This window comes from Bacillus sp. 3103sda1 (assembly GCF_024159135.1).
GTDB classification, from domain to species: Bacteria; Bacillota; Bacilli; order Bacillales; family Bacillaceae_G; genus Bacillus_A; species Bacillus_A rhizoplanae.
On the sequence record NZ_JAMYWS010000001.1, the window covers coordinates 3,582,877 to 3,607,573 of the forward strand.

The window sequence follows — 24,697 nt, forward strand, 5'->3', positions numbered from 1 at the left end:
CTATCAACTCGGTTTTAACAGTTTGTAAAAGTTTCGTAAATATCAACATTTCCTATGCGTTAACGAACAAGTAATTATGCATCTGTAGCCTATCTTCCATCAGTGAATGCTTCCCCTCCTACCTTCTTTGTTTTCTCTGAATCTTGAGGCGAGAGTCTTAATGTCTGCGAATAACGTGATAAAGTGAAACTTCCATCAGTGGGGGTTTTCTTCATCCCCCACTGATGGTTAGTTGAACCAATCGGGCTTTTACGGACAGTTATCCCCGCCTATTTTCTTCGCATATCTCTGAATCTTGAGGTGGGGGGATCTTACTGCCCGTTAATGCGGGATAAATCCCATTTCATTCATTATTTACGAAAACACAACCCTTATTCCATAAGCTTGTACACTTCTGTCATCACTATATGCAGCACACATAAAAAAAAGCACACTATCTTCACAGATAGTGTGCCAATCTTACATATTTTTTATCCTTATTGATTTGTTTTCGTAGTATCTGCTGGTTGTCCAGCTTGTCCGCCAGTTTCTTGCTTTTTCAAATCGAAATATGCGTCCGTAATTCGGCGTGCAATATTTTTGTTTATTGGATTGTGATCATTGGTCATCCACGGAACAACAACAGAAAATGCAATTTCCGGATCAGATGCCGGCGCATATCCAACCATCGTTAAATTATACGTAGTTGGCGATTGACCTAATTGTGCTCTTACTTCTTTTTGATCTGGACCAGCATAAGCTGCCTGAGCTGTTCCTGTTTTTCCGGCCGGATCATATGTCGCATTAGCAAAAGCAGAATGACCTGTTCCATTCGGTGTTTGCATTACCATTTTAAAGCCCTCTTGGACGCGCTTAATATAATCATCTTTCATATCTATTCGATTTAAAACAACCGGCTCCATCGATTCTACTACTGGACCTAAATCTTCTGGTTTTGAAGTCGGCCTGCGAATTTCTTTTACAATCTGCGGCTTCATACGATAACCACCATTTGCAATCGTAGATACATATTGCGCCAATTGAAGCGGTGTATATGTGTCATACTGTCCAATTGCTAAGTCGAGTAAGTTCCCTGGTTTTCCTTCCAGTCCTTTTACTCCAGACACTTCATTTGGTAAATCTATTCCAGTTGGCACTCCAAGACCAAATTGACTATAGTAATAACGCATTGTATCAAAGTCCTTTGGTTTAATACTTAATGTACCATTTGGAACATAATCTACACCTGCGATTTTCATCGCTGTTTTAAACATATATACGTTTGAAGATTGTTGCAGGGCTGTTAAATCATTAATTGGCCCCATTGTTTTCCACGATTTTTTCACCGGCGTACCTTTAAGTTTGATTGGTTCATCAACAAGTACTTCTCCCGGCTGAATTGCTCCTGTTTGATATCCTGTCAAAACAGTTGCTCCTTTTACAGTTGAACCCATTTCATATGAACTCGTCATGGTGCCAAGTGCATAATCTTGTATAGTAGGTTGTCCATTTTCATCTTTGACAAATTGTTTACCAGCCATTGATAAAATTTCTCCATTTTTCGGATTCATCATAACAACAAACGCACGGTCCATATAGCCCGCTTCACCTGTAGCTTTCGCTTTTTTCATTTCTTCCTCAATAATTTGTTCAACCTTCTTTTGCAGCTCCATATCAATAGTCAGAGTTAAATTCTTTCCACTTTCTCCTTTAGATACGTAATCTGTTTCAATAATATTGCCCTTTGAGTCTGTAATATTTTTCACTTCTGCTTTTGTACCATGCAACACGTCTTCGTATTGCTGTTCAATATAACTTTTTCCGACGCGATCATTACGATCGTAATCACGAACTAAGTAGTAATCTAGATTCTCTCGCGGTAATCCCTCATCAGAACTCGTTACACCGCCAAGTACAGTGCGGAACATATCACCATAAGCATAGTTACGATCCCAATCAACCGTAGTGTCTACCCCTGGCAACTTTTCTAAGTTCTCACTAATTACAGCATATTCTTCAGGTGTAGCATCTTTCTTAATAATTTGCGGCGTCATTGTATAACCGCTATCCATTTTACTCTTAATTGCTAACACTTCTAAATCCTGTGGAGTTAATTCATTTAATTCTGCTTCTGTAATACGGTCAAGTTGACGCTGCGCTAGTTCCTTATCGTCAATCTTTTTCGCTGTGAGATCCGCTTCATCTTTTTTCGTAATTTTTTCTTTTGCTCGCTCTGGATTTAACAGTATCCAAAAATCTTTTTTATCCCGTTCTGTTAACTTATCCGTCGGTACATCAATTAGTTTCGCAAGTTGCTTTGCAGTTTCTAAACGTTCTTCAGGTTTCGACCCCTTCATTCTTGTATACGTAATCGTTCGAAGTGGTGTATTATCTACAACCGCACGACCATACCTGTCATAAATCTTTCCGCGTGGAACAGGAGTACTTACCGTTGAGTTTTCCTTTTTGGCTACTTCATTTTTATAATCTTCACCATGTACAATCTGTACCATTCCTAAGCGGATAATAACTGTCGAAAACAGTAAAAACACACAAAAAAACAACACATTCAACCGAAACGGAAGCGTGGCTTTCTTCTTTTTCTTTTTCTTGCTCATACGAACCCCCTCTGCCAACAGCTATGCAAGCGGAAAGGGACACCTTCTTCAGGTGTCCTCGCCACTGTTATATACGTTTTATTATTTTAACATAAAATAGGGCAGAAGTTAACCTTCTCCTTCGGTTGTATTTTGAGTCGTTTGTACAACTTCTAGCCTTGTTGAATGCGCCTTTTCATCATCATATGTGACATTTCGAATCGCAAAATAGATGAGTAAATGTCCAGCACCCAATATTAATAATAAAACGGGCAAGCTTTTTTCTACCGGAAATAACGAAACCGCTAGTAGAAAGCTTAAAACGGAACAAATTCTTCCTCCGTTTAACCATAGTTCACGAACGACAATATATTCTACTCGCCGCTCTTTTGCATATTTGGCTCTGCCAATTATATCATATGTCATCGAACCGTATGGAACAAGAAGAATTGGATATGCCACAGCAATACAAGCTGCATAAATAAGCAATTTCGTATACGTAACATGAAAGACAACTAAAAATACAACTGCATATAAAATGATTCCACCGAGTAAAATGGCTTTTTTTCTCCATTCCTTTTTCATTACACGTGCTACTAAATAATAGCAAATGAAAGAAACAGCAGAATTCACAAGTCCATATTTTCCTAGCGCTAATTCGCTTCCAGAAGCCAAATACACATATACAGAAATAACAAATATAAATGTACCTTCTCGTAAACCTTGAAAAAAGTGAGCAAGTGTAATTCTTCCCCAGTTTTTATTATTCTTTCGCTCTTTCATTACTTCAACAAGTTCATAACGCCCTTCACATTCACGCTTTGTCAGAAAAAAACTGACAACAATTGCAATAGTAAATAAGGTTAAAGACAGAAAAAAAACGAATGTATAACCACTCCACTTTTCCATACGCGAAATGATAAATCCGGATGCAATTGGACCAATCATACCCGAAAATGAGCTAAGCAATCCGAGAAATCCGTTAAAAAAATCACGTGTCTCCGGCTCTGTAATTTCAAATGTTAATAAATTAAATGAGAGCCAGTAAAATCCATATCCCATTCCAAGTAAACTGCCGATTAGTAAAATATACTGCGAAGCATTTGTTCCTGTTAGTAACACAACAATAAAAAAAATAGCTAATGTTGTCACACCGATTCGGAGCAAAATCGTACGATCTACTCGTTTCGCTAATTTTCCGGCAACAATAAATGTCAGTGGTTGTAAAATAACGCTTGCTAAATTATAAAGGCCAATATTCACAAAGTCCTTCGTTTGTTTCCATAAATAAATATTAACAAACGTATTCGACAATGAAATAGCCAACGCATATAACCCGCCAATTATGAGTAATAATACTAAGTCACGATTCACCTCAACATCGCCAATTAAATGTTTCCATTTCATATGAACTCTCCTTTACTTCATGTTCTAGTCTTCCAAAGAAGAACACAATTATGTAAAGAAGAAGGGGTAAAGTGAAACTTCTTTCAACGGAACGTTTTTCTCCATTGATGTGAGCTCTACCAATCGGACCGGTGTGAGAAAACAAAAAAAGCTAGGAGAAGCATCTCCTAGCTTTTACAATTATAATTATTTTGCGTCTTGGTAACGTTTTTCAACTGCGTTCCAATCTACAACGTTCCAGAATGCACCGATGTAGTCAGGACGACGATTTTGGTAATGTAAGTAGTATGCATGCTCCCAAACGTCTAGTCCTAAAACTGGAGTTTTACCTTCCATTAATGGAGTATCTTGGTTTGGTGTGCTTGTTACTTCTAATTCACCATTGTTTACAACAAGCCATGCCCAACCAGAACCGAAGCGAGTTGCGCCTGCTTTTGCAAACTCTTCTTTAAATGCATCAAAGCTGCCGAACTTTGCTTCAATTGCGCCTGCAAGTTCACCTACTGGTTGTCCGCCGCCATTTGGAGAAAGGATTGTCCAGAATAAAGAGTGGTTTGCATGTCCACCACCGTTATTGCGTACTGCTGTGCGAATTGCCTCTGGCACTTCGTTTAAGTTTGCAACTAATTCTTCAATGCTTTTTTCTGCTAATTCCGCATGTCCTTCTAATGCAGCATTTAAGTTTGTTACGTATGTGTTGTGATGTTTTGTATGATGGATGTTCATTGTTTCTTTGTCAAAATGAGGTTCTAATGCATCATACGCATAAGGTAAATTTGGTAATTCATGTTTTGCCATTGTTATATTCCTCCCATTGTATGTATTTGCCGATAATGACTCGGCATACAAATTCATTTTACCCTAATTACATAGGGCTGAAAACAAATTTAACGTATTGCCTCGCTAACATTAAAGTAGCAAATTTTCCATTTCTTTTCAAACGAAATGCTCATACTTTTTGTAAAAAAAGCTTCCTTCTATAAGGAAGCTTATGTGTTATGTATCAATATATGAAATGGATATGGACCCTGTAGGACTCGAACCTACGACCGGACGGTTATGAGCCGTCTGCTCTAACCAGCTGAGCTAAGGGTCCACAATATATACGAATAACTACTAAGGCATCCTGTATGCTCTAGCCAGCTAAACTACCATGGAATGTATAAGTATATATAAAAATGTAAGATAAATTTACCATAATAAAAAGAAATGTGTCAATTGTATTTTCATATCACACATGATATATCTTGTGATTCTTTAGAAACGTACGTTACAATGAGATGGTAAATCAATATATTTAAAAGAAGGAAGTGAATTCATGTCCATATTTACGCAACTGTTTAAAAGCTTATATGCACCAAAAGAGATGGCACTTTTTCGTTTTCAAAAAATCGGAAAAACGATTCTTTACATAATGTTGCTATGTTTACTTGCTACCGTTCCAAAAACGATTCTATTTGGAAGTTTCATTCAAGATGGTATTAGTCTAGTTAATCATTCTATCGAAAAAGATGTACCTGATTTTAAAATTGAAAATGGCGAACTTCACGCAGACATCGACAAACCCATTGTAAAAGATGACACAGATTTTATTTTTGTATTTGACCCAAATGCAACGGATGCAAGCGCATATCCAAACCGAGATGGTGTGTTCATTTTAAAAGATAAAGTGATTTCAACAGCAGAACAAAAAACACAATCATTTCCATATAGTGACTTAGGAAATACAACTTTTGAAAAGAAAGATATTCAAGAATTAGTTTCATTTGTCGATAGCATATATCCAGTTGCTATGTTCGTTATCGGAACACTTATTTACTTATTCCAGCTCTTCATTACATTCCTTGGCGTTACGCTATTAGCATTTATCGGTTCTGCAATGAGCGGACAGCGTAAACTATCGTACAAACAAATTTGGACATTAACTGCCTACAGCTATACAATCCCAACTATATTCTTTATGATAATGGATTTGTTAAAAATTAACGTCCCAGGCTCGTTGTTCCTATTTATTACCGTTGTTCTGATTGTTCTTTATTTAACAATAAAAGAAGTACCAAAACCAAAAGAAAAAAATTCACTATAAAAAATGCCTTCAAGGCATTTTTTTTTTGGACAAGCATATATTTCTCTACAAAGGAGTGAAGAAATATGAAAAGACTTGGCGGTGTCTTATTGTTGCTTGTTCTCGGTTACGTCTTGTACTACGATATGACAATCGGCACTTTACCGTTACTTCATACATATTCCAAAACAAAAGAAACTTCGGCTAAAGCTTCAAAAAACGACCAAAAAGAAAATATATCATCAACAAAATATAAAATCATTGAAGTAAAAACAGGCGATACCGTTCTATCCATTACAGAGGAAATTAACAAAAAAAAAATCCCTTCTATTGAAAAGGTTGTTACAGATTTTAAAGGATTAAACCAAAGTGAATCTCCTGCAAAATTACAAATTGGAAAAAAATACAAATTCCCTCTCTATCCATAACAGTATCACATAATTCTTGTCAATTGCAGCAAAGCGCTGATACAATAGAAAAAGTGAAGCTAGACATTTGGCTTCACGAGACAAATATTGCATACAATATAAATGTATTTGTCTACAAAATAAGAAACTTCTTTTATAAGGAGAGCGATCTATTCGTGAATGAAATAACTCATCGTACAAAAACACGTCCTGTTAAAGTTGGAAATTTAACAATCGGCGGTAATAATGAATTAATTATACAAAGTATGACAACAACAAAAACGCATGATGTGGAAGCAACAGTTGCCGAAATTAAACGTTTAGAAGAAGCAGGTTGTCAAATTGTCCGTGTAGCCGTTCCAGATGAGCGCGCTGCAGACGCAATTGCTGATATTAAAAAACAAATTAATATCCCTCTTGTTGCTGATATTCATTTTGACTATCGCCTAGCATTAAAAGCAATTGAAGGCGGTATTGACAAAGTTCGTATCAACCCAGGAAACATCGGTCGCCGCCATAAAGTTGAAGCAGTTGTAAATGCTGCAAAAGAACGCGGTATTCCAATTCGCATCGGTGTAAATGCAGGTTCATTAGAACGTCACATTTTAGAAAAATATGGATACCCAACAGCGGATGGTATGGTAGAAAGCGCATTGCATCACATTAAAATTTTAGAGGATCTAGATTTTCACGATATCATCGTATCGATGAAAGCATCCGATGTGAACTTAGCAATTGAAGCATACGAAAAAGCATCACGTGCTTTCGATTATCCATTACACCTTGGTATTACAGAATCCGGAACTTTATTTGCTGGAACTGTAAAAAGCGCTGCTGGTCTTGGAGCTATCTTAAGCAAAGGCATCGGTAACACACTACGTATTTCGTTAAGTGCAGACCCAGTTGAAGAAGTAAAAGTAGCGCGCGAATTATTAAAATCATTCGGCCTTGCTTCTAACGCTGCTACATTAATCTCTTGTCCAACTTGTGGACGCATTGAAATTGACTTAATTAGCATCGCAAATGAAGTAGAAGAGTATATTTCAAAAATTAAAGCACCGATTAAAGTTGCAGTACTTGGCTGCGCAGTAAATGGTCCTGGTGAAGCACGTGAAGCTGATATCGGGATTGCCGGAGCACGCGGAGAAGGTCTACTCTTCCGTAAAGGCGAAATTGTACGTAAAGTACCAGAAGAAACAATGGTAGAAGAATTAAAAAAAGAAATTGATAAAATTGCAGCAGAATATGCGGCAAAACAAGAAAAATAAGGTGAAAAAATTCTAATAAAAAAGCTTGTCAGTTTCAAAACTGACAAGCTTTTTATTGTGCACACTTCGGACAGCGTCCATATATTTCGAACTTATGCCCAGTTACTTCAAATCCTTTAAAATCTTTATTCATTAGTTCCATTGGACACGATGTAATTTCCTTCGTTCCCCCGCAATCTAAACAAATGAAATGGTGATGGTGTTCTGTAGTAGAACATTTGAAGCGAAAATGCTTTTCACCATTTAATTCAGTCTGTTCCAAAATACCAATTTCTACAAATACAGTTAAGTTGCGATAAATGGTATCAAAACTTAATCCCGGATAATCATCTTTCATATTAGCTAAAACATCTCTCGCTGTTAAATATTTATTGTGAGCTGCAAATAGGCGAAGCATCTCTTCTCTTTTTCCGGTATGTTTATAGCCTTTCTCCTTCATAAGGTGTAAAGCTTCTGTAAGATTCATAATCATCCCTACTTTACGCAGTTTTTTTCTTCTCCCATAAGATTGCACCAATTAAAATAAGAACTGCTAACACAACAATTGTACCACCTGGAGCGATGTCAAGCTGATAAGAAGCTAACATACCTCCGACTACCGAAATTTCCCCAAATACAATAGAGTAAAAAATCGTTTGCTTAAATCCTTTCGCAATGCGAATACTCGCTGCAACCGGTAATGTCATTAACGATGAAACGAGAAGAATACCGACAACACGCATCGAAACCGCAATCACAAGTGCAACTAAAATAATAAAAATAAAGTGAATCCATTTTGCACGCAAACCTGTTGCTACAGCATATTCTTCATCAAAAGATAATAAGAACAGTTCTTTGTATAATGAAATGATAACAACGAGCACAACAATAGCAACCAATCCAATAATGAGTAAATCACCGCTTGTTACCGCGCTCACACTACCAAACAAATAACTAAATAAATCTGTATTAAATCCATTCGCAAGCGAAATGAACACAACACCAATTCCAATACCAGCTGATAAAATAATTGGAACTGCTAATTCTTGATAATGTTTATATACCGTTCTTAATTTTTCAATGAGTAAGGCACCGCCAATAGAAAATACCATTCCCATATATAATGGATTTAAAAAGCCACCGGTAAATACTGTTTTTTCTAGCAATAAGCTCGCTGCAATACCTGACAACGTAACATGACTTAACGCATCAGCAATGAATGATAAACGACGAATTACAACAAAAACACCTAGCAACGGGGCAACAATTCCAATTAAAATTCCAGCATATAAAGAATTTCGTAAAAAGTCATATTGTAAAAAATCCTGTATCATCGTATCCCCCCGTGATGCTCGTGATCATGCTCTAAACGATGAACATGATGCCCATATAATAACGACATTTCAGCATCTTCTAACTCTCGGAATGTCTCTACATTTCCATGGAAATGTAAATGCTGATTTAAGCAAGCCACATGCGTCACTTTTTCTGTCACCGCGCCAATATCATGCGTCACAAGAATAAGTGTAATTCCTAATTTCTTATTTAAATGTGCAAGCATTTCGTAAAAACTCTCAACGTTTTTTACGTCTACACCTACTGTGGGTTCATCTAAAATCAATAGCTCTGGATCGCTGACAAGTGCTCTTGCAATAAAGACGCGCTGCTGTTGTCCTCCGGAAAGCTCTCCAATATTCCGAGTTGCAAAATCACTCATTCCAACATTGTCGATAGCCTGTCTTACTTTTTCTTTATCAGATTTTGATAAAAAACGAAACAAACCTTTTTTAGAAACAAGTCCCATCGAAACAACTTCAAATACAGTTGCTGGGAATCCAGAGTTGAAGCTATTTGCCTTTTGTGAAACATATCCAATTTTATTCCAATTTTTAAACTTTTTACTATCGACATCAAACAACCGAATTGTCCCTTGCTTCGGTTTTAAAATACCTAATATACATTTCAATAATGTAGATTTTCCCGATCCATTTGGGCCTACTAAACCTAAAAAAGCTCCTTTAGGAACTTGCAATTGAATGTTCTCTAACACATTTCGCTCTTCATAACGAAAGGTTAAATTCTCGATTTCTAATATATATTCCATCATATCTCACCTATTTTAATTCAGAATGATTCCGATTTATTTCTATTTGAATTATATTATAGCTCATTACGAGTTGTAAACCAATCTGTCCTAAAATATACCTCTCATTTTAGACAACCCTTCTATTATAGCAAAAAGCAGAGAAAATCTCTCTGCTTTTAGTGAATTGCTGATTTAAATTTTGCACCTTTTGTTTCTTGCGTATTCATAATGGTAATAAAAGCCTTTTCATCTACTTCATGAACAATCGATTTTAGCTTCGTTACCTCTAAACGAGTAATAACTGCATAGATGACTTCTTTTTCTTTATCCGTATAGCCACCTTTTCCAACCAACTTCGTTGTTCCGCGACCAAGTCGATGTAAAATTGCATTTGATACCTCTTCATAATAGTCTGATACAATAATAACTGCTTTTGTTTCATCTAAACCTTGAATTACTGTATCAATTGTTTTAAAGGCAATATAGTATGTCATAACAGAATACATTGCTTGTTCTACTCCAAACACAAATGCCGCCCAAGAAAAGACGAAAATATTCATAAACATCACAAATTCACCAACAGAAAACGGTAATTTCTTTGTTAGTAAAATACCTAGAATTTCCGCTCCATCTAATGAACCGCCATGCCTAATTACAAGCCCAACACCAACACCTAAAATTAATCCACCAAAGACAGTCGCTAAAATCGGCTCTGTCGTAAAGGGCTGAATAGAATGTAATGTTGACTCAATGAAAGCTAAACATACAACGGCAAAAACTGAAGATAACATAAATGTTTTTCCGATTTGCTTATAACCTGAGTACATAAATGGTAAATTGAGGATTACAACTAAAGTGGAAAAGCTTAGCCACCAAATATTTGGTGTAAGGTAATCTAATATGAGGGAAACACCAATAATACCACCATCAATAATTTTGTTTGGGATTAAAAATAGTTCGAGTGCCACTGCTGCACAGCCAGCACCTATCACAATCATAACAAGACGATACAAAAGATGAATTATACTTTCTTTTCTATGCTGTTTTTTTTCCATGTTACCTCCTTAAATGATTTTTATATAGTTTTATTCTTTTATTATAGCATACTCTTCTTTTTCTGATGAGAAAACAGCCTGCTTTGGAATATATACAAGCATATTCCACATATATTCGGATATGAGGACAAAACAAAGGAGGCAGCACCATGAACCTCATTCAACAGTTTGTAAACAAAAAATTAAACACCATGACTTCTAAAGAATTATTAAAATACAGTATAGAATATGGAGTATCTATTACAAGCGAACAAGCAGACAAAATCGTTACATTAATTCAAGGAAAACATATTAATATTTATGATACTCAAGAAAAATTGCAACTTTTAAAACAAATTGCAAAGATTACCTCTCCTGCTACTGCACAGCAAATCAATACTATATTCCAAAAATTAACAAAATAAAAAAGGGGTTTTCCCCTTTTTTATTGACCTTTAATTTTCTGAAGAATCTCTTCATCAAACATACCGTTTTTCAGCATTTCAATTTCAAATTTGTACGGCGGCTTTTTATCTTGTTTATCCTCACCTACATATGGTGTTTCAAGAATTTTCGGTACATGCTGTAATTGTGGATGATGCACAATGTGATGCAATGTTTTATAACCAATATGACCGAAACCGATATTCTCATGACGGTCTTTTCTAGCACCGCGCTCATTTTTACTATCATTAATGTGCAATACTTGCAAACGATCAATACCTATAATTTTATCAAACTCGTTTAAAACACCGTCAAAATCATTAACAATATCATAACCAGCGTCATGTGTATGACAAGTATCAAAGCAGACAGATAATTTCTCATTATGTGTTACACCATCAATGATTCTAGCAAGCTCTTCAAAGCTGCGCCCGCACTCTGTTCCTTTTCCAGCCATTGTTTCTAGCGCAATGTTCACCGTTTGATCAGTTGTTAACACTTCATTTAATCCTTCAATAATTTTTTGAATTCCTGCATCCGCACCTGCTCCAACATGCGCTCCTGGATGAAGCACAATTTGTTTTGCAGCACCTAATGCTGATGTTCTTTCAATTTCCATACGAAGAAAATCCACACCTAGTTGGAATGTTTCAGGCTTCGTTGTGTTACCAATATTAATAATATAAGGTGCATGAACAACGATTTCTTCAATCCCATGAAGTTCCATATGTTTACGTCCAGCTTCTATATTTAACTCTTCAATCGGTTTCCTTCTCGTGTTTTGCGGTGCCCCTGTATAAACCATAAACGTTGTTGCACCATAGGATACAGCTTCCTCACTTGCTGCTAATAGCATTTTCTTTCCACTCATCGAAACGTGAGATCCAATTTTCAACATGCAATCACCTCTTATAAATACAATAGCTATAATGATAGCATAATTTGTAGAAACCTGACACTGCTAACTTCTCCACAAAAAAAGATAAGGAATCCCTTATCTTTTCTTTTTGCTATATTTTTTCTTAATTTTTTCGCGTTCCCATTCAAGTTTTTTCTTGTAGTTCGGTTTTACTTTTTTCGGTTTCTTCACAACTTTTTGCGCCATAGCATCTAATTTATCATCTGGTTTCTTACGACTTTGACGACGACGACGAGGGCCTAATTCAACCCACTCACCAGCACGCAAATCAACGTGTTGGAATTCAATATGGCGTTGCTTCTCTAAAGTATCTAATGCTTCTTCATCAGCCGGATCATAAATTGTTGCTGCAATACCAGAGTACCCAGCACGTGCAGTTCGACCAACACGGTGAATAAAGAAATCTAAATCGGACGGAATTTCATAGTTAATAACATGACTAATTCCTTCGATATCAATACCACGTGCAGCTAAATCCGTAGCTACAATGTATTGGAATTCTAAATCACGAACTTGTTTCATCATTTTCTTGCGGTCACGAGGGGATAAATCACCGTGAATACGACCAACTTTTAAACCGCGCTCCGCTAAACCATCAGCTACTTCATCAGCCATTTTTTTTGTATTTGTAAACACGATCGCTAAATACGGCTGATATTGCAGTAACATATTTTTCACAAGCTCAACTTTATTACGGTGTCTTGATGGAATAAGATGATGTTCAAGATTAACTGCTGCTACTTGCTTCGGATTAATATGAATATGCTCCGGGTTGTCCATATATTTCTTCATAAATGGTTTTAACTTTTGCGGAATTGTCGCTGAGAAAACAAGCATTTGTAAATTTTTCGGCATACGCGCTGCAATTTTATCCACATCGTGAATAAAGCCCATATCAAGCATTAAATCTGCCTCATCGACAACAATAATCGAAGCCGTATGTACAAATAGCGCTTGCTCTTCCACTAAATCTTTAATACGGCCAGGTGTTCCGACAACAACATGCGGTTGTTTCTTCAACTTTTCAATTGAACGCTGTTTATCTGTCCCACCGATAAAACAACGCGCTGTAATCATTTTGTCTTCTTCACAAAACTTTGTTATCTTGACGATTTCTCCATAAATTTGCTGTGCTAATTCACGAGTTGGAGCTGTAATTACGAGCTGTACTTCCTCTCGGCTTGCATCAATACGATTTAACGTTGGAAGTAAATACGCGTGTGTTTTTCCAGATCCTGTTTGTGATTGTCCGATAATGCTAATGCCCTTTTTCACGACGGGGAAAATCTTCTGTTGAATTTCTGTCGGTTCTGAAAAACGTAATTCACGAATTGCATCTATTAAAAATGGTTGAAAATTATACTGTGTAAATGTTTGCACTGTCATACATTCCACCTTCTTTCTTATTTCTACTGCGTTCATTAATCAGTCAAGTTAACATTATATCGAAATCTATCAGTAAAATCTATCTTTAGTTTAGCTTTTCAGGGGAAAAACTAACCTTCTTACTGTCAATTGCATATTGTGATGTATATTACCAAATTGAAGAAAGGAGGATTTCCTAATGCGTATGAAATCTCCTCCATATCAACAAATGTACGGTCAGCCTCCCTATCCTTATACGATGTATCCGTCACCAGGCATGCAACCGTCACCAGGTATGCAACCGATGATGCCTAAAAAGAAAGGCTTTCTTGCAAAATTGTTTAAAAAAAACGACCCAGCTGCAGAATATATGCATATGATGCCCCCTTATAGACAAATGGAAACCTACTCAAATATACCATATCAGCAAAACCGTCCATATATGCAACCGCAACAGCAGCAAAACCACCCATATATGCAACCGCAGCAGCAAAGAATGATGCAACCTCAAATGATGGCACCAAATGAAACACGCGGAGCAGCAGGAGCAGCAGGAAGTACATCTAGTGGGATTGGCAGCTTTTTCACTAACTTCATTTCAAACCCCACTGGAATGCTAAACAACGTTGAAAAAGTTGTCCAAATGGCCCAATCCGTTGGACCCGTCGTGCAGCAATACGGCCCGATTGTCCGCAGTATTCCTAACATAATGAAAATACTTACATCTGGAAAAAGTACTGAGGAAAAAGAAACAGAAGAAGTCGAAATAATACCTCCCACTCCACCTAAACAAATACCTATTACAAGCAAACCACTTACTTCTCAAATCATGCTTGAAGATGATGCAAACGTAGAAACCTTACAGTCAACTACTCCTAAACCAAAGTTATATGTGTAACATTTCTTTGTCATCCGCTTCCTTCTCCTTTATAATAAAAAGGATTAACTTTATCAAACAAATCCTTTTTTAAAGGAGCGGATTAATTATATGAAAATTGTTAAAATTTCTCCTCGCGGCTATTGCTACGGTGTTGTAGACGCGATGGTCATTGCGCGCAATGCAGCGCTGGATAAAACTTTACCAAGACCAATTTATATTTTAGGGATGATTGTCCATAACAAACACGTAACAGATGCGTTTGAAGAAGATGGCATTATTACGCTTGATGGCCCAAGCCGCTTAGATATTTTAGAGAAAATTGAGTCTGGCACTGTTATTTTTACAGCTCACGGTGTATCTCCTGAAGTAAAGCAGCGCGCAAAAGAAAAAGGACTAACAACAATTGATGCGACATGTCCTGACGTAACAAAAACACACGACTTAATTGAAGCAAAAAAAGCAGAAGGCTACCATATTATTTATATCGGTAAAAAAGGACATCCTGAGCCTGAAGGTGCAGTTGGAATTGCCCCAGATATTGTCCATCTCATTGAGAAAGCAGCAGACCTTGAAACACTTGCCATTCCAACTGATAAAATTTTGGTCACAAATCAAACGACGATGAGTCAATGGGATGTTCAACATATTATGGAGAACATCCAAGAAAAGTTTCCAACAGCAGAATTTCATAAAGAGATTTGCCTTGCTACGCAAGTGCGTCAAGAGGCTGTCGCAAAACAAGCAACTGCTGCTGATTTAACAATTGTTGTTGGCGATCCAAAAAGTAATAACTCTAACCGTCTTGCACAAGTGTCTGAAGAAATTGCCAGCACAAAAGCATACCGCGTTGCCGATGTAAGTGAAATTCAATTAGAATGGCTACAAGGCGTAGAAACAGTCGCTATTACTGCAGGCGCTTCTACACCAACACCTATTACAAAAGAAGTAATCGCATTTTTTGAACAGTACGATCCAACAAATCCTGCAACGTGGGAGCGTAAGCGAAACGTACCATTACAAAAAATCTTACCAAAAGTAAAGGCAAAATAAAGTGTAACTTCCATCAGTGGAGGTTCCCTCACTGATGGAAAGATCTCACCAATCGGGCTTTTACGGGCAGTAAGCCTCCCACAAATAGCGAGATAATACAAATAAATCCGTTATCTTATGAGATAACGGATTTTACTTTGCATTTTATACAAATGTAAATGGATCGGTATGTAATTCTGAAGCATGAATACGCGCAGTAAACTTTCTCTCATCTACTTTTGCTTGTAATTGTTTTTGCACGCCTTTTTTCATCACTTTCTCCACGTTATGCCCTGGGTCTACAATATTTAACCCTAACATCATCGCATCATGTGCAACATGATAATACATATCTCCTGTTACATATACGTCTGCTCCTTTAAACTTCGCTTGCTTCATATATTTATTTCCATCCCCGCCAAGTACCGCTACTTTTTTCACAGTATCATGTAAGTTCCCAACAACGCGAGCCCCCTTCACTTCAAGGGATTCCTTCACACGCTCTGCAAACTGCTGTAATGTCATTTCTTGTGGTAAATATCCAATTTTCCCAAGTCCTAATGTTTCACCTTTGTTCTCTAGCGGATAAATATCATATGCCACTTCTTCATACGGATGTGCCCCTAGCATTGCTTTCATGATTTTACGCTGCAAGGAAGCCGGGATAATTGTTTCAATACGAACTTCTTCCACTTGTTCTAAACGCCCTGTCTCTCCGATATACGGATTCGTTCCTTCTTGCGGCAGAAACGTACCAGTACCCTCACTATTAAACGTACAGTGGCTATAATTGCCGATATGACCTGCTCCTGCGTCACCAATCGCTTGACGTACTGTTTCTGCATGCGAAGAAGGAACAAATACAACTAGCTTTTTCATTTCTTCTGCATAAGTAGGAACAAGCACTTCCGTTTCCTGCAACCCTAAAGCATCTGCAAGTAAATCATTCACACCACCTTTTGCGATATCCACATTTGTGTGAGCAGCATAAACCGCAATATCATGTTTTATACACATTTCAATAATACGCCCGTATGCTTGCTCTGTATGAATTACTTTTAATGGATTAAAGATCAGCGGGTGATGAGCAATAATTAAATTTGCCCCTTTTTCTATCGCTTCTTGTACAACGCCTTCCGTTACATCAAGAGCGATTAAAACATTCTCTACCGATTTATTTAATGCCCCAATTTGCAATCCCACCTTATCACCTTCGACTGCTAAATGTTTTGGGTACATACTTTCAAATAAAGAAATGATTTCATATCCATTCGGCGTTTTACTCACGATAAAACCTCCTCAATCATACGTATCTTCTCTAACACTTCTGCACGCTTTACTTTTGTATCTTCTGTCTCTGTCGCAAGTTCTAATTGCTTGCAAATATTTTTAAAGTTTTTTCGCTCGCTCTCCCATTTTTCTACAAACGCTTCATTTTTCTCTTTCATTAAAAATGGTCCCATTAATAAAGCTTCTTCTTTTTTCTCATTGTACGGTGCAAGGGTATTACCCTGTTCCCCTACTAAAATTTCGTAAATCTTCCCGTCTTCTTTTACAATTTTTTCTTTTATTAATTCCCAGCCATTTTCAATAAACCATTCGCGAATATGATGCGCAGCAATATTAGGTTGTAGAATTAAACGAGTTACACCAATAAGCTTCTCTTTTCCATTCTCTAAAATATCACGAATTAACGCACCACCCATACCTGCAATTGTAATTACATCTACTTCACCTGGCGCGATTACTTCTAAGCCATTCCCTTTACGTACGTTCACTTTATCTTGCAATCCGCACTCTGCTACTGTAGCTTGAGCGGAACGGAACGGACCTTCTACAACCTCTCCCGCTACCGCTTGTGTGGCAATATTATGTAAAATCGTATAGCAAGGTAAATAAGCATGATCCGAACCAATATCTGCAACAGTGGAACCTGTTGGAATTTCAAGCACCACTTCTTCTAATCGTTTTGAAAGCTTTACTTCATTCATTTGTTTCAATTACTCCTTCTCTTTTCAGTCTGTCTCCATGATAAAGAATTTATAGTCGTTGTTGCAAGGGAATAAATCATTTCCCTCCCCTTGCAAAGCATTTATTTTTCAAAAACCTTTCTCCCAATTTATTCATATATCAAAAAATAATTGTTTCATGTAGTCCTCACATTGCTTTGTTACGATTATCTTTATCCTATTTTAAAAAGAAGGCAAACAGAAAGCAAACATAATAAAGTGAAACTTCCATCAGTGGGGGGGTTTTCTTTATCCCCCACTGATGGTTAGTTGAACCAATCGGGCTCTTACGAGCAGTTTACCTCCTACCTATCTTCTTTGTTTTCTCACAATCTTAAGGCGGGAGTCTTACTGCCCACGAATAACGGAACAAAAAAAGACCCTTCGCTTAGGCGCAAAGAGTTATCTATGTAATAAAATATTATTTTTTCTTTGATAACCAATCCGCAACTTTTGATGCTTGATCCGCCGGAATAATACCTGCTGGCATATTTCCTCTTCCTTTTAAAATAACTTCTTGGATTTGATCTTTTGAAAGTCTGTCGCCCACTTTTTGTAGATTAGGACCAACTGCCCCTTGCAACTGATCACCATGACAGCTTGTACAACTTTGTTTTACAATCTCTTCAGGCTTTGCTGCTGTTTGTGTCGTTTTTCCCCCGTGTTTCTTCGCTTCAGCTAGTTCCTTTGATTTATGCATGCCTTGAAATGAAAATACAAACATAATAACAATTCCCAATACAGCAATAAGAGCAAATGGAATTAACGGATTACGCTTCATTTTTTCTTTTTCCCCCTCTATATCCCCTAATAATTTGATGATTCAGTCATTTCTATTGTACTTGAAAACGCTCTACCAGAAAAGACCAAACTATACTAAGTTAAAAATATTCCATATATTCTATCAATTATTCTGCTACAAAATCATGTAAATTTTTGATAAATATCCTCTTTTCTCATCATAAACAGTTATATTTTCCACATATTTTTGCTAGGAATACACGAAATTAATCGAAAAATCGAAAAATGACCATTTGCAAATCAAAAGACAATTCTGTAAAATAAATTACAAGAATTGTAATTGCTTTCGATGGCTAAATTTTAACAAAAATTAACAAAAGAAAAAAGTTTACTCCATATTAATGAAGTAAACTTTAAACAAATCTCTATTCTAAGAAATCTTTCAAACGTTTGCTACGGCTTGGGTGTCTTAATTTACGAAGCGCTTTTGCTTCAATTTGACGAATACGCTCTCTCGTAACGCCGAATACTTTTCCAACTTCTTCAAGCGTACGAGTTCGTCCATCGTCTAAGCCGAAACGAAGACGAAGAACATTTTCTTCACGATCTGTTAATGTATCTAATACATCTTCTAATTGCTCTTTTAATAACTCATATGCTGCATGCTCTGCAGGAGATGTTGCTTCTTGGTCTTCAATAAAGTCACCTAAATGAGAGTCGTCCTCTTCACCAATTGGCGTTTCAAGAGATACTGGCTCTTGTGCAATTTTTAAGATTTCGCGTACTTTTTCAGGAGACAAATCCATCTCTTCACCGATTTCTTCAGGAGACGGCTCACGACCTAAATCTTGTAATAACTGACGTTGAACACGAATTAATTTATTAATTGTTTCAACCATATGAACTGGTATACGAATTGTTCTTGCTTGGTCCGCAATTGCACGTGTAATCGCTTGGCGAATCCACCATGTTGCATACGTACTAAATTTATACCCTTTGCGGTAATCAAACTTTTCAACTGCTTTAATTAGACCCATATTCCCTTCTTGAATTAAGTCTAAGAAAAGCATACCGCGGCCAACATAACGTTTTGCAATACTTACAACAAGACGTAAGTTTGCTTCTGCAAGGCGACGCTTCGCTTCTTCATCGCCTTCTTCAATACGTTTTGCAAGAGCAATTTCATCTTCAGCAGATAGTAAGTCAACACGACCAATTTCTTTTAAGTACATGCGCACAGGATCATTAATTTTCACACCTGGCGGTACACTTAAATCATTTAAGTCAAACTCTTCTTCTGCTTTGGCTAATTGACGTGTGTTTGGATCTTCATCGTTGTCGCCAACTAAATCAATTCCTTGTTCACCTAAATATTCATAATATTCATCCATTTGTTCGGATTCAATATCAAATCCGCTCATGCGTTCTGCAATCTCTTCATATGTAAGAACGCCACGTTTTTTTCCGAGCTCTGTGAGTTGCTCTTTCACTTGCTCAAGTGTTATATCAGTTTCAATTTGTTTAGAACGAGCTGGTTTATCAGCCATTTGTTCCCCTCCTTACGCGAGATACAAACAATGATTATAATAAGTTTTTATACAAAAAGCTATTTTCTTGCTTTTCGCTTTTGTAAATACTCTTGGAAAAAACGCGCTGCTGCCAAATGGTCTTCTTTTTCCATTTGCTTGAGCGTAAAAATATTTTCCATTTTCTTTATTTTTTGCTTATGCCGACGCAAAGCATCTACGTTACCTTGAAGCAATTCTTCTGAGTATTCGGGATTAATCATTTCATCTGTTGAAATATTGGTTACAATATTTTTTAACTTTTCATCAGAAAGCCAACTTAAAAAGTTTCCGACTGACGGTTCATTTCCCTTTTCATAATATGCGTATAGCTCATATAAAATCCCTTTATGTTCTTCCGTATGAAAATCTTCTATATGAGGCTCGATACGAAAAGCGATATCTACACTTTGCAACATATGATAAATAAGCTCTCTTTCAGCTCTTTCAAAACCAGAAAATTTCGGCTTCGCATGAACAATTTGAGAAGGCTGCGAAATTGGCTTTGTCTGTTTTTGCTGTACCTTTTGTTCTTTGCGATATTGGTGCAATTGCCCAAGTAGTGTTTCCATTGAGTAAGCAAATTCCTGTGACAATGCCTTCAAATACGATTCTGCCTGCATTGCGTCTTGCAATGACGCTAACTCTTTTAAAACACTTTTCACATAAGCTTCTTTTCCAGATTCATCTTGCAAATTTTTCCCTAAACGAAGATAATTTATTTTAAATCCAACAAAACTTATACTTGCATGTACAAGTTTCTGAAACTGTGTTGTCCCGTATCGCTGTACATATTCGTCAGGGTCTAATTTATCTGGCATAGAGACAACTTTCACTTCACAACCGGTTTGCAATAACAATTGTCCTGCTTTCATTGTTGCTTCTTGTCCTGCTTTATCACCATCATAGCAAAGAACAACAGTTTCAACATTACGCCGCAGAAGCTTCGCCTGTTCCTCAGTTAAAGCAGTGCCCATTGTTGCAACAGATTCTTCAATTCCACTTTTCACAGCTGCTAAAACATCCGCATATCCTTCAAAGAGAAGAACTTGCCCTCGTTTTCGAATAAATGGCCTTGCTTGATGAAAATTATATAGTAGCTTGCTTTTATGAAAAATAGGCGTTTCTGGGCTATTCAAATACTTAGGAGTATCATCTCCTAATGCCCGTCCACTAAAAGCAGCTACTTTTCCTTGCAGTGTATGAATTGGAAACATAACTCGTCCACGAAAACGATCATGATAACTGCCATCCTTCTCACTGCGAACAAGTAACCCAGCTTGTTCCATAACAGCTGGTGAGAAACCTCGCTTTTGCAAGATTTTCGCCGCTGCATCCCAAGCAGGAGTGGCATATCCAATTTCAAATTTTGCAATCATTTCTTTCGTAATACCTCGCTCTAGCAAATACGAAAGCGATTGTTTCCCATCTTCTGTATTTACTAAAAGATGATGGTAATACTTTTTCAAAAGCTCATGAGCTTGCAACATAATCATACTATCATCAGATATGTTTTGTTTTTGCTCTAAGTCTGATGTAAAGTTAGCAACAGGAATTCCATTTCGCTCACCTAATTTTTGTACAGCTTCCACAAAAGACAGTCCGTCTATTTTCATTAAAAAGGAAAAAACATTTCCCCCTTCTCCACATCCGAAGCAATGAAAAATTTGCTTATCAGCAGAAACAGAAAACGACGGTGAGTTCTCGCCATGAAAAGGACAAAGCCCAAAATAATTTCGACCTTGTTTTTTAAGCTGCACATATTCCCCAATGACTTCAACAATATCAGACGATGTACGAATTTGTTCTACAACTTCCTCGGGAATTCTGTTCCCCATAACTCCATCTCCGTGTCGTATTTTGTATTCGATACAAACTAAAGAATTCCTTTATAATTCGACAATATTTTTTCTAAACTAGACAAAAAACATTGTCCATCACACTTAGAAAATGATTTTGGCCCTTTTGTAAAGGTTCCTTGTCTACGTAACTTCGCAGATACATATCGATTATATAAAATTGTATCCATATGCTCATCGGTCACAATTGTGCCGCGCGGAGATAATACGTATACTCCTTTTTTGACGAGAAGACCAGCAAATCCCATATCTTGTGTGATAACGAGATTTCCTGCTTTTGCACGTTGATAGATGTAAAAATCCACCTCGTCTTGTGCAGAATCTACATATACCTAATTTCCTTTTTGGCTTCTTGACTGATGAGAGTAGGATGCGATAAACCAAATGTCGACATGAAATTTTGCACCGACGTGCAAAATTTCTTCCTTCACTGGACATGCATCTGCATCAACAAAAATTTTAGTGATGTTTTGCATATTTCTCTATTCTACATCCCTTCTGTGAATCCTTCCATAATGTGTGTTTTCTTGTTCAGATTTTTGTCGATTTTACGTAAAAGTATTTCCTTTACAAATCCTATCCCTAGTTTATTCTGAAAAATTAAAGTCTAAACGTAAAATGAATGTTTTTATCACAATTTTTTATTATAATATATTTTTCTAAACTTAGCTAGATGTCCATTGTTTTTTCATAATTGAGTGAAAAAAGCACATTCACCTTTGGTAAATGTGCTAAAACTTCTGTCGGTTTTGCACTGCATTCACAATAATATTTGCTGTTTCTTCAATCGCTTTATTCGATACATCAATAACAGGACAACCGATTTTATTCACTACACGTTCAAAGTGTTCAATCTCTTCTTTAATACGATTAATGTTGGCGTAACTTGCTCCATCACTTAATCCAAGAGATTTTAAACGTTCCCTGCGAATATGATTTAATTTATCGGGCGTTATTTTTAAACCAAAGCATTTTTCTTTCGGCACGCGATATAATTCTTCCGGCGGATCCACTTCGGGTACGAGAGGAACATTGGCAACTTTTAATCGCTTGTTATGTGCAAGATATTGTGAAAGTGGTGTTTTTGATGTACGAGACACTCCAATTAATACGATATCAGCTTTTAAAAGACCACGCGCATCTCTACCATCGTCATATTTCACAGCAAATTCAATCGCTTCAATCTTTTTGAAATACTCTTCATCCAACTTTCGTACAACCCCTGGCTCATACCTTGGGATTTGCCCTGTTACTTCTTCAATTTGATCGATAAGAGGACCGATAATATCATAAGCCTCTACACCTTCTTTTGCCGCTTCTTCCCGTAAATATTTTCGCATATCGGGCTTTACTAACGTAAAACAAATAAGCGCATCATTACTTTTGGCGATAGAAATAACTTCTTTTAATGTCCCTGTATCTTCTACGTACGGTACACGTCTAATATCCGGCGCAAACGGAAATTGTCCCATCGCTGCTCGAACAACTAAATCAGCTGTTTCTCCAACCGAATCAGATACGACATATACAATTTTACTATTCATTGCATTACCTCACTTTAAACGAATTGCACTTACTCATGATTCACTAAATCAACGAATGCACGCGTAATATTAGTTTTTGTGATGCGACCGACAACTTCTAATCCTTGTTTCGTGTCCTTCACAACCGGAACAGCATCAATCTGCTTTTCTATTAAATCCATTGCAACATCATACAAGCTATCTTCCTTGCGACACATCGTAACATTCGGCATTCTTGTCATAATAATATTTACCGGTAATGACGTTAAATCCTGCTTTCCTAGACTTGCTCTTAACAAATCTTTTCGAGAAACAACACCGACTAACAATGTATTTTGGTCAACGATAAATAAAGTACCGACATCTTCTAAAAACATTGCACAGATTGCATCATATACAGAAACGTTTTTATCAATCACAGCTGGCCTAGATTGATAATCTTGTACAATAATTTTTTTAACTGCCTCAGAAAGCAATTGCCCACCTGTTTTCCCGGTATAAAAGTAGCCAACACGTGGACGCGCTTCTAAATAACCCGCCATTGTTAAAATAGCTAAATCTGGCCTAAGCGTTGCTCTCGTTAAATTTAATTGCTCAGCAATCGCTTCTCCTGTAATTGGACCGTTATCTTTTACAATCTGGATGATATGTTCTTGGCGCTTATTCAGTTCTATGATAATCACCACCTTCATTACAACACGAAAAGAGTTATACTATCTCTTAAATATTATATACTAAATATATCATTCGAAAAAGAAAGTATGTAAAAAAGACCTCATTTGGTCCACTATATTTGAAATTTATCCAGCTGGTCTAAAAAACGTCTTGATTTCAAATAGATCCCACAATACTCATCATAGTACATATTCAATACTGTGCGCATTTGTTTCTTTGTGTCTTCTTTAACAGATACACTTCCAAGACGCGCTAAATCAAAATGATAAAATAACCGCAACAGCTTGTGAACAGCTTCTCCAATTGCAATACGATATGAGTCTTGCTCAGCGTGATGTTTACAAAGAAAGCCGCCTTCCCTAACAGAGAAGGCGACAAAATCTGTTGACTGGTGACAAATCGCACATGTATCAAAGTATGGATTAAGCCCGAAAACTGGCAACATTTTCGTTTGATAGATTAGCGCTAAAACTTCCGGGTCAACCCCTTCACTCATATAATGCAACGTTTGATATAACATTTCAAATAAATATGGATTATGTTTTTTCTCTTCTGTGGCTTTATCAGTCAATTCAACAATAAATGATGCATAAGCTGTTAAAAATAAATCTTCACGGATTTCTCGCATAGAAGAAATAATTTCACCTTGCTGTAATGTCCCTAAACCAGAACCCATTTGAATAAGAAAATGGCCGTGAGTTAATAATTGAGAAATGGATGCCAGTCTACTTTTAGGTTTTTTAGCTCCTCTGGCCATTGCGCTAACTTTCCCTAATTCGCGGGAAAATATGGTTACAATTTTGTTTGTTTCTCCATAATCAATCGTTCGAATGACAATTCCCTCAATTTTTTGAAACATGTTCGTC

25 protein-coding genes and 1 tRNA gene are annotated in these 24,697 nt (G+C 36.8%); 6 read left to right on the top strand and 20 right to left on the bottom strand.

The window, feature by feature from the left end:
• Positions 1-476 precede the first annotated feature (476 nt).
• From NKR74_RS17995 to NKR74_RS18010, 4 genes are all read right to left on the bottom strand, one after another.
• A complete protein-coding gene (locus tag NKR74_RS17995; protein WP_253630416.1) occupies positions 477-2,597 on the bottom strand; it encodes a peptidoglycan D,D-transpeptidase FtsI family protein in 2,121 nt (706 codons plus the stop codon).
• Positions 2,598-2,705: 108 nt separating this feature from the next.
• Entirely contained in the window at positions 2,706-3,983 is a 1,278-nt protein-coding gene (locus NKR74_RS18000; protein WP_098307786.1) for an MFS transporter, read from the bottom strand.
• Positions 3,984-4,169: 186 nt separating this feature from the next.
• Entirely contained in the window at positions 4,170-4,781 is a 612-nt protein-coding gene (sodA, locus tag NKR74_RS18005) for a superoxide dismutase [Mn] (RefSeq protein WP_253630417.1), read from the bottom strand.
• A 224-nt stretch (positions 4,782-5,005) separates the two neighbouring features.
• Positions 5,006-5,079 (bottom strand) — tRNA-Ile (locus NKR74_RS18010).
• A 222-nt stretch (positions 5,080-5,301) separates the two neighbouring features.
• Here NKR74_RS18010 and NKR74_RS18015 point away from each other — a divergent pair.
• The 3 genes from NKR74_RS18015 to ispG all read left to right on the top strand — a co-directional run bounded on the left by NKR74_RS18015 (position 5,302) and on the right by ispG (position 7,723).
• Positions 5,302-6,069: a DUF1189 domain-containing protein gene (locus NKR74_RS18015; RefSeq protein WP_098307790.1), complete on the top strand. Its 768-nt coding sequence runs from the start codon at positions 5,302-5,304 to the stop codon at positions 6,067-6,069.
• Between the two features lie 65 nt (positions 6,070-6,134).
• Positions 6,135-6,476: a hypothetical protein gene (locus NKR74_RS18020; RefSeq protein ID WP_098307792.1), complete on the top strand. Its 342-nt coding sequence runs from the start codon at positions 6,135-6,137 to the stop codon at positions 6,474-6,476.
• A gap of 155 nt (positions 6,477-6,631) precedes the next feature.
• A complete protein-coding gene (ispG, locus tag NKR74_RS18025) occupies positions 6,632-7,723 on the top strand; it encodes a flavodoxin-dependent (E)-4-hydroxy-3-methylbut-2-enyl-diphosphate synthase (protein WP_098307794.1) in 1,092 nt (363 codons plus the stop codon).
• A gap of 52 nt (positions 7,724-7,775) precedes the next feature.
• Here ispG and NKR74_RS18030 read toward each other — a convergent pair whose 3' ends face one another.
• The 4 genes from NKR74_RS18030 to NKR74_RS18045 form a co-directional block, all read right to left on the bottom strand.
• Entirely contained in the window at positions 7,776-8,189 is a 414-nt protein-coding gene (locus tag NKR74_RS18030) for a Fur family transcriptional regulator (protein ID WP_098308046.1), read from the bottom strand.
• Between the two features lie 13 nt (positions 8,190-8,202).
• Positions 8,203-9,036, bottom strand: coding sequence for a metal ABC transporter permease (locus NKR74_RS18035; protein WP_098307796.1), 834 nt, complete (start codon positions 9,034-9,036; stop codon positions 8,203-8,205).
• Positions 9,033-9,806 carry a metal ABC transporter ATP-binding protein gene (locus NKR74_RS18040; RefSeq protein WP_253630418.1) on the bottom strand — a complete coding sequence of 258 codons (774 nt, stop codon included), beginning with the start codon at positions 9,804-9,806 and terminating at the stop codon, positions 9,033-9,035. Before NKR74_RS18040 ends, NKR74_RS18035 begins: the two co-directional genes overlap by 4 nt.
• Before the next feature lie 158 nt (positions 9,807-9,964).
• Positions 9,965-10,843 (bottom strand): YitT family protein, encoded by an 879-nt coding sequence (locus NKR74_RS18045; protein WP_230574885.1) that lies wholly within the window; start codon positions 10,841-10,843, stop codon positions 9,965-9,967.
• A 149-nt stretch (positions 10,844-10,992) separates the two neighbouring features.
• Here NKR74_RS18045 and NKR74_RS18050 point away from each other — a divergent pair, with 149 nt between their 5' ends.
• Complete coding sequence (locus tag NKR74_RS18050) at positions 10,993-11,247, top strand: DUF2624 domain-containing protein (protein WP_098307802.1); 255 nt, start codon at positions 10,993-10,995, stop codon at positions 11,245-11,247.
• A gap of 20 nt (positions 11,248-11,267) precedes the next feature.
• Here NKR74_RS18050 and NKR74_RS18055 read toward each other — a convergent pair whose 3' ends face one another.
• Positions 11,268-12,164 carry a deoxyribonuclease IV gene (locus NKR74_RS18055; protein ID WP_098307804.1) on the bottom strand — a complete coding sequence of 299 codons (897 nt, stop codon included), beginning with the start codon at positions 12,162-12,164 and terminating at the stop codon, positions 11,268-11,270.
• Between the two features lie 96 nt (positions 12,165-12,260).
• On the bottom strand, positions 12,261-13,571 hold the full coding sequence (locus NKR74_RS18060) for a DEAD/DEAH box helicase (RefSeq protein WP_098307806.1): 1,311 nt from the start codon (positions 13,569-13,571) through the stop codon (positions 12,261-12,263).
• 178 nt (positions 13,572-13,749) lie between these two features.
• Between NKR74_RS18060 and vrrA the strand changes: the two genes are divergently transcribed.
• Both vrrA and NKR74_RS18070 read left to right on the top strand, forming a co-directional pair.
• Entirely contained in the window at positions 13,750-14,448 is a 699-nt protein-coding gene (gene vrrA / locus NKR74_RS18065) for a VrrA/YqfQ family protein (RefSeq protein ID WP_375337677.1), read from the top strand.
• 90 nt (positions 14,449-14,538) lie between these two features.
• Positions 14,539-15,480, top strand: coding sequence for a 4-hydroxy-3-methylbut-2-enyl diphosphate reductase (locus NKR74_RS18070; protein ID WP_098307808.1), 942 nt, complete (start codon positions 14,539-14,541; stop codon positions 15,478-15,480).
• A gap of 144 nt (positions 15,481-15,624) precedes the next feature.
• Here NKR74_RS18070 and NKR74_RS18075 read toward each other — a convergent pair whose 3' ends face one another.
• From NKR74_RS18075 to recO, 10 genes are all read right to left on the bottom strand, one after another.
• Positions 15,625-16,746 (bottom strand): Nif3-like dinuclear metal center hexameric protein, encoded by a 1,122-nt coding sequence (locus tag NKR74_RS18075; RefSeq protein WP_253630419.1) that lies wholly within the window; start codon positions 16,744-16,746, stop codon positions 15,625-15,627.
• Positions 16,743-17,450 (bottom strand): tRNA (adenine(22)-N(1))-methyltransferase, encoded by a 708-nt coding sequence (locus NKR74_RS18080; protein WP_098307812.1) that lies wholly within the window; start codon positions 17,448-17,450, stop codon positions 16,743-16,745. The genes NKR74_RS18075 and NKR74_RS18080 overlap by 4 nt, the downstream gene beginning before the upstream one ends.
• Before the next feature lie 439 nt (positions 17,451-17,889).
• On the bottom strand, positions 17,890-18,249 hold the full coding sequence (gene cccA, locus NKR74_RS18085; RefSeq protein ID WP_098307814.1) for a cytochrome c550: 360 nt from the start codon (positions 18,247-18,249) through the stop codon (positions 17,890-17,892).
• Positions 18,250-18,634: 385 nt separating this feature from the next.
• Positions 18,635-19,756, bottom strand: a complete 1,122-nt coding sequence (gene rpoD / locus NKR74_RS18090) for an RNA polymerase sigma factor RpoD (protein ID WP_098307816.1) — start codon at positions 19,754-19,756, stop codon at positions 18,635-18,637.
• Between the two features lie 59 nt (positions 19,757-19,815).
• Positions 19,816-21,612, bottom strand: coding sequence for a DNA primase (dnaG, locus tag NKR74_RS18095; RefSeq protein ID WP_098307818.1), 1,797 nt, complete (start codon positions 21,610-21,612; stop codon positions 19,816-19,818).
• Between the two features lie 38 nt (positions 21,613-21,650).
• Complete coding sequence (locus NKR74_RS18100; RefSeq protein ID WP_253630420.1) at positions 21,651-21,938, bottom strand: DUF188 domain-containing protein; 288 nt, start codon at positions 21,936-21,938, stop codon at positions 21,651-21,653.
• A gap of 27 nt (positions 21,939-21,965) precedes the next feature.
• Positions 21,966-22,109 (bottom strand): hypothetical protein, encoded by a 144-nt coding sequence (locus NKR74_RS18105; protein ID WP_253630421.1) that lies wholly within the window; start codon positions 22,107-22,109, stop codon positions 21,966-21,968.
• A 255-nt stretch (positions 22,110-22,364) separates the two neighbouring features.
• The gene (locus NKR74_RS18110; protein WP_098307820.1) at positions 22,365-23,177 is read right to left on the bottom strand and encodes a pyruvate, water dikinase regulatory protein; all 813 of its coding nucleotides are present in this window, start codon (positions 23,175-23,177) and stop codon (positions 22,365-22,367) included.
• A gap of 29 nt (positions 23,178-23,206) precedes the next feature.
• Positions 23,207-23,839: a transcriptional regulator CcpN gene (gene ccpN / locus NKR74_RS18115; RefSeq protein WP_098308050.1), complete on the bottom strand. Its 633-nt coding sequence runs from the start codon at positions 23,837-23,839 to the stop codon at positions 23,207-23,209.
• Positions 23,840-23,943: 104 nt separating this feature from the next.
• Positions 23,944-24,690: a DNA repair protein RecO gene (recO, locus tag NKR74_RS18120; protein WP_098307822.1), complete on the bottom strand. Its 747-nt coding sequence runs from the start codon at positions 24,688-24,690 to the stop codon at positions 23,944-23,946.
• Between the last annotated feature and the right edge of the window lie 7 nt (positions 24,691-24,697).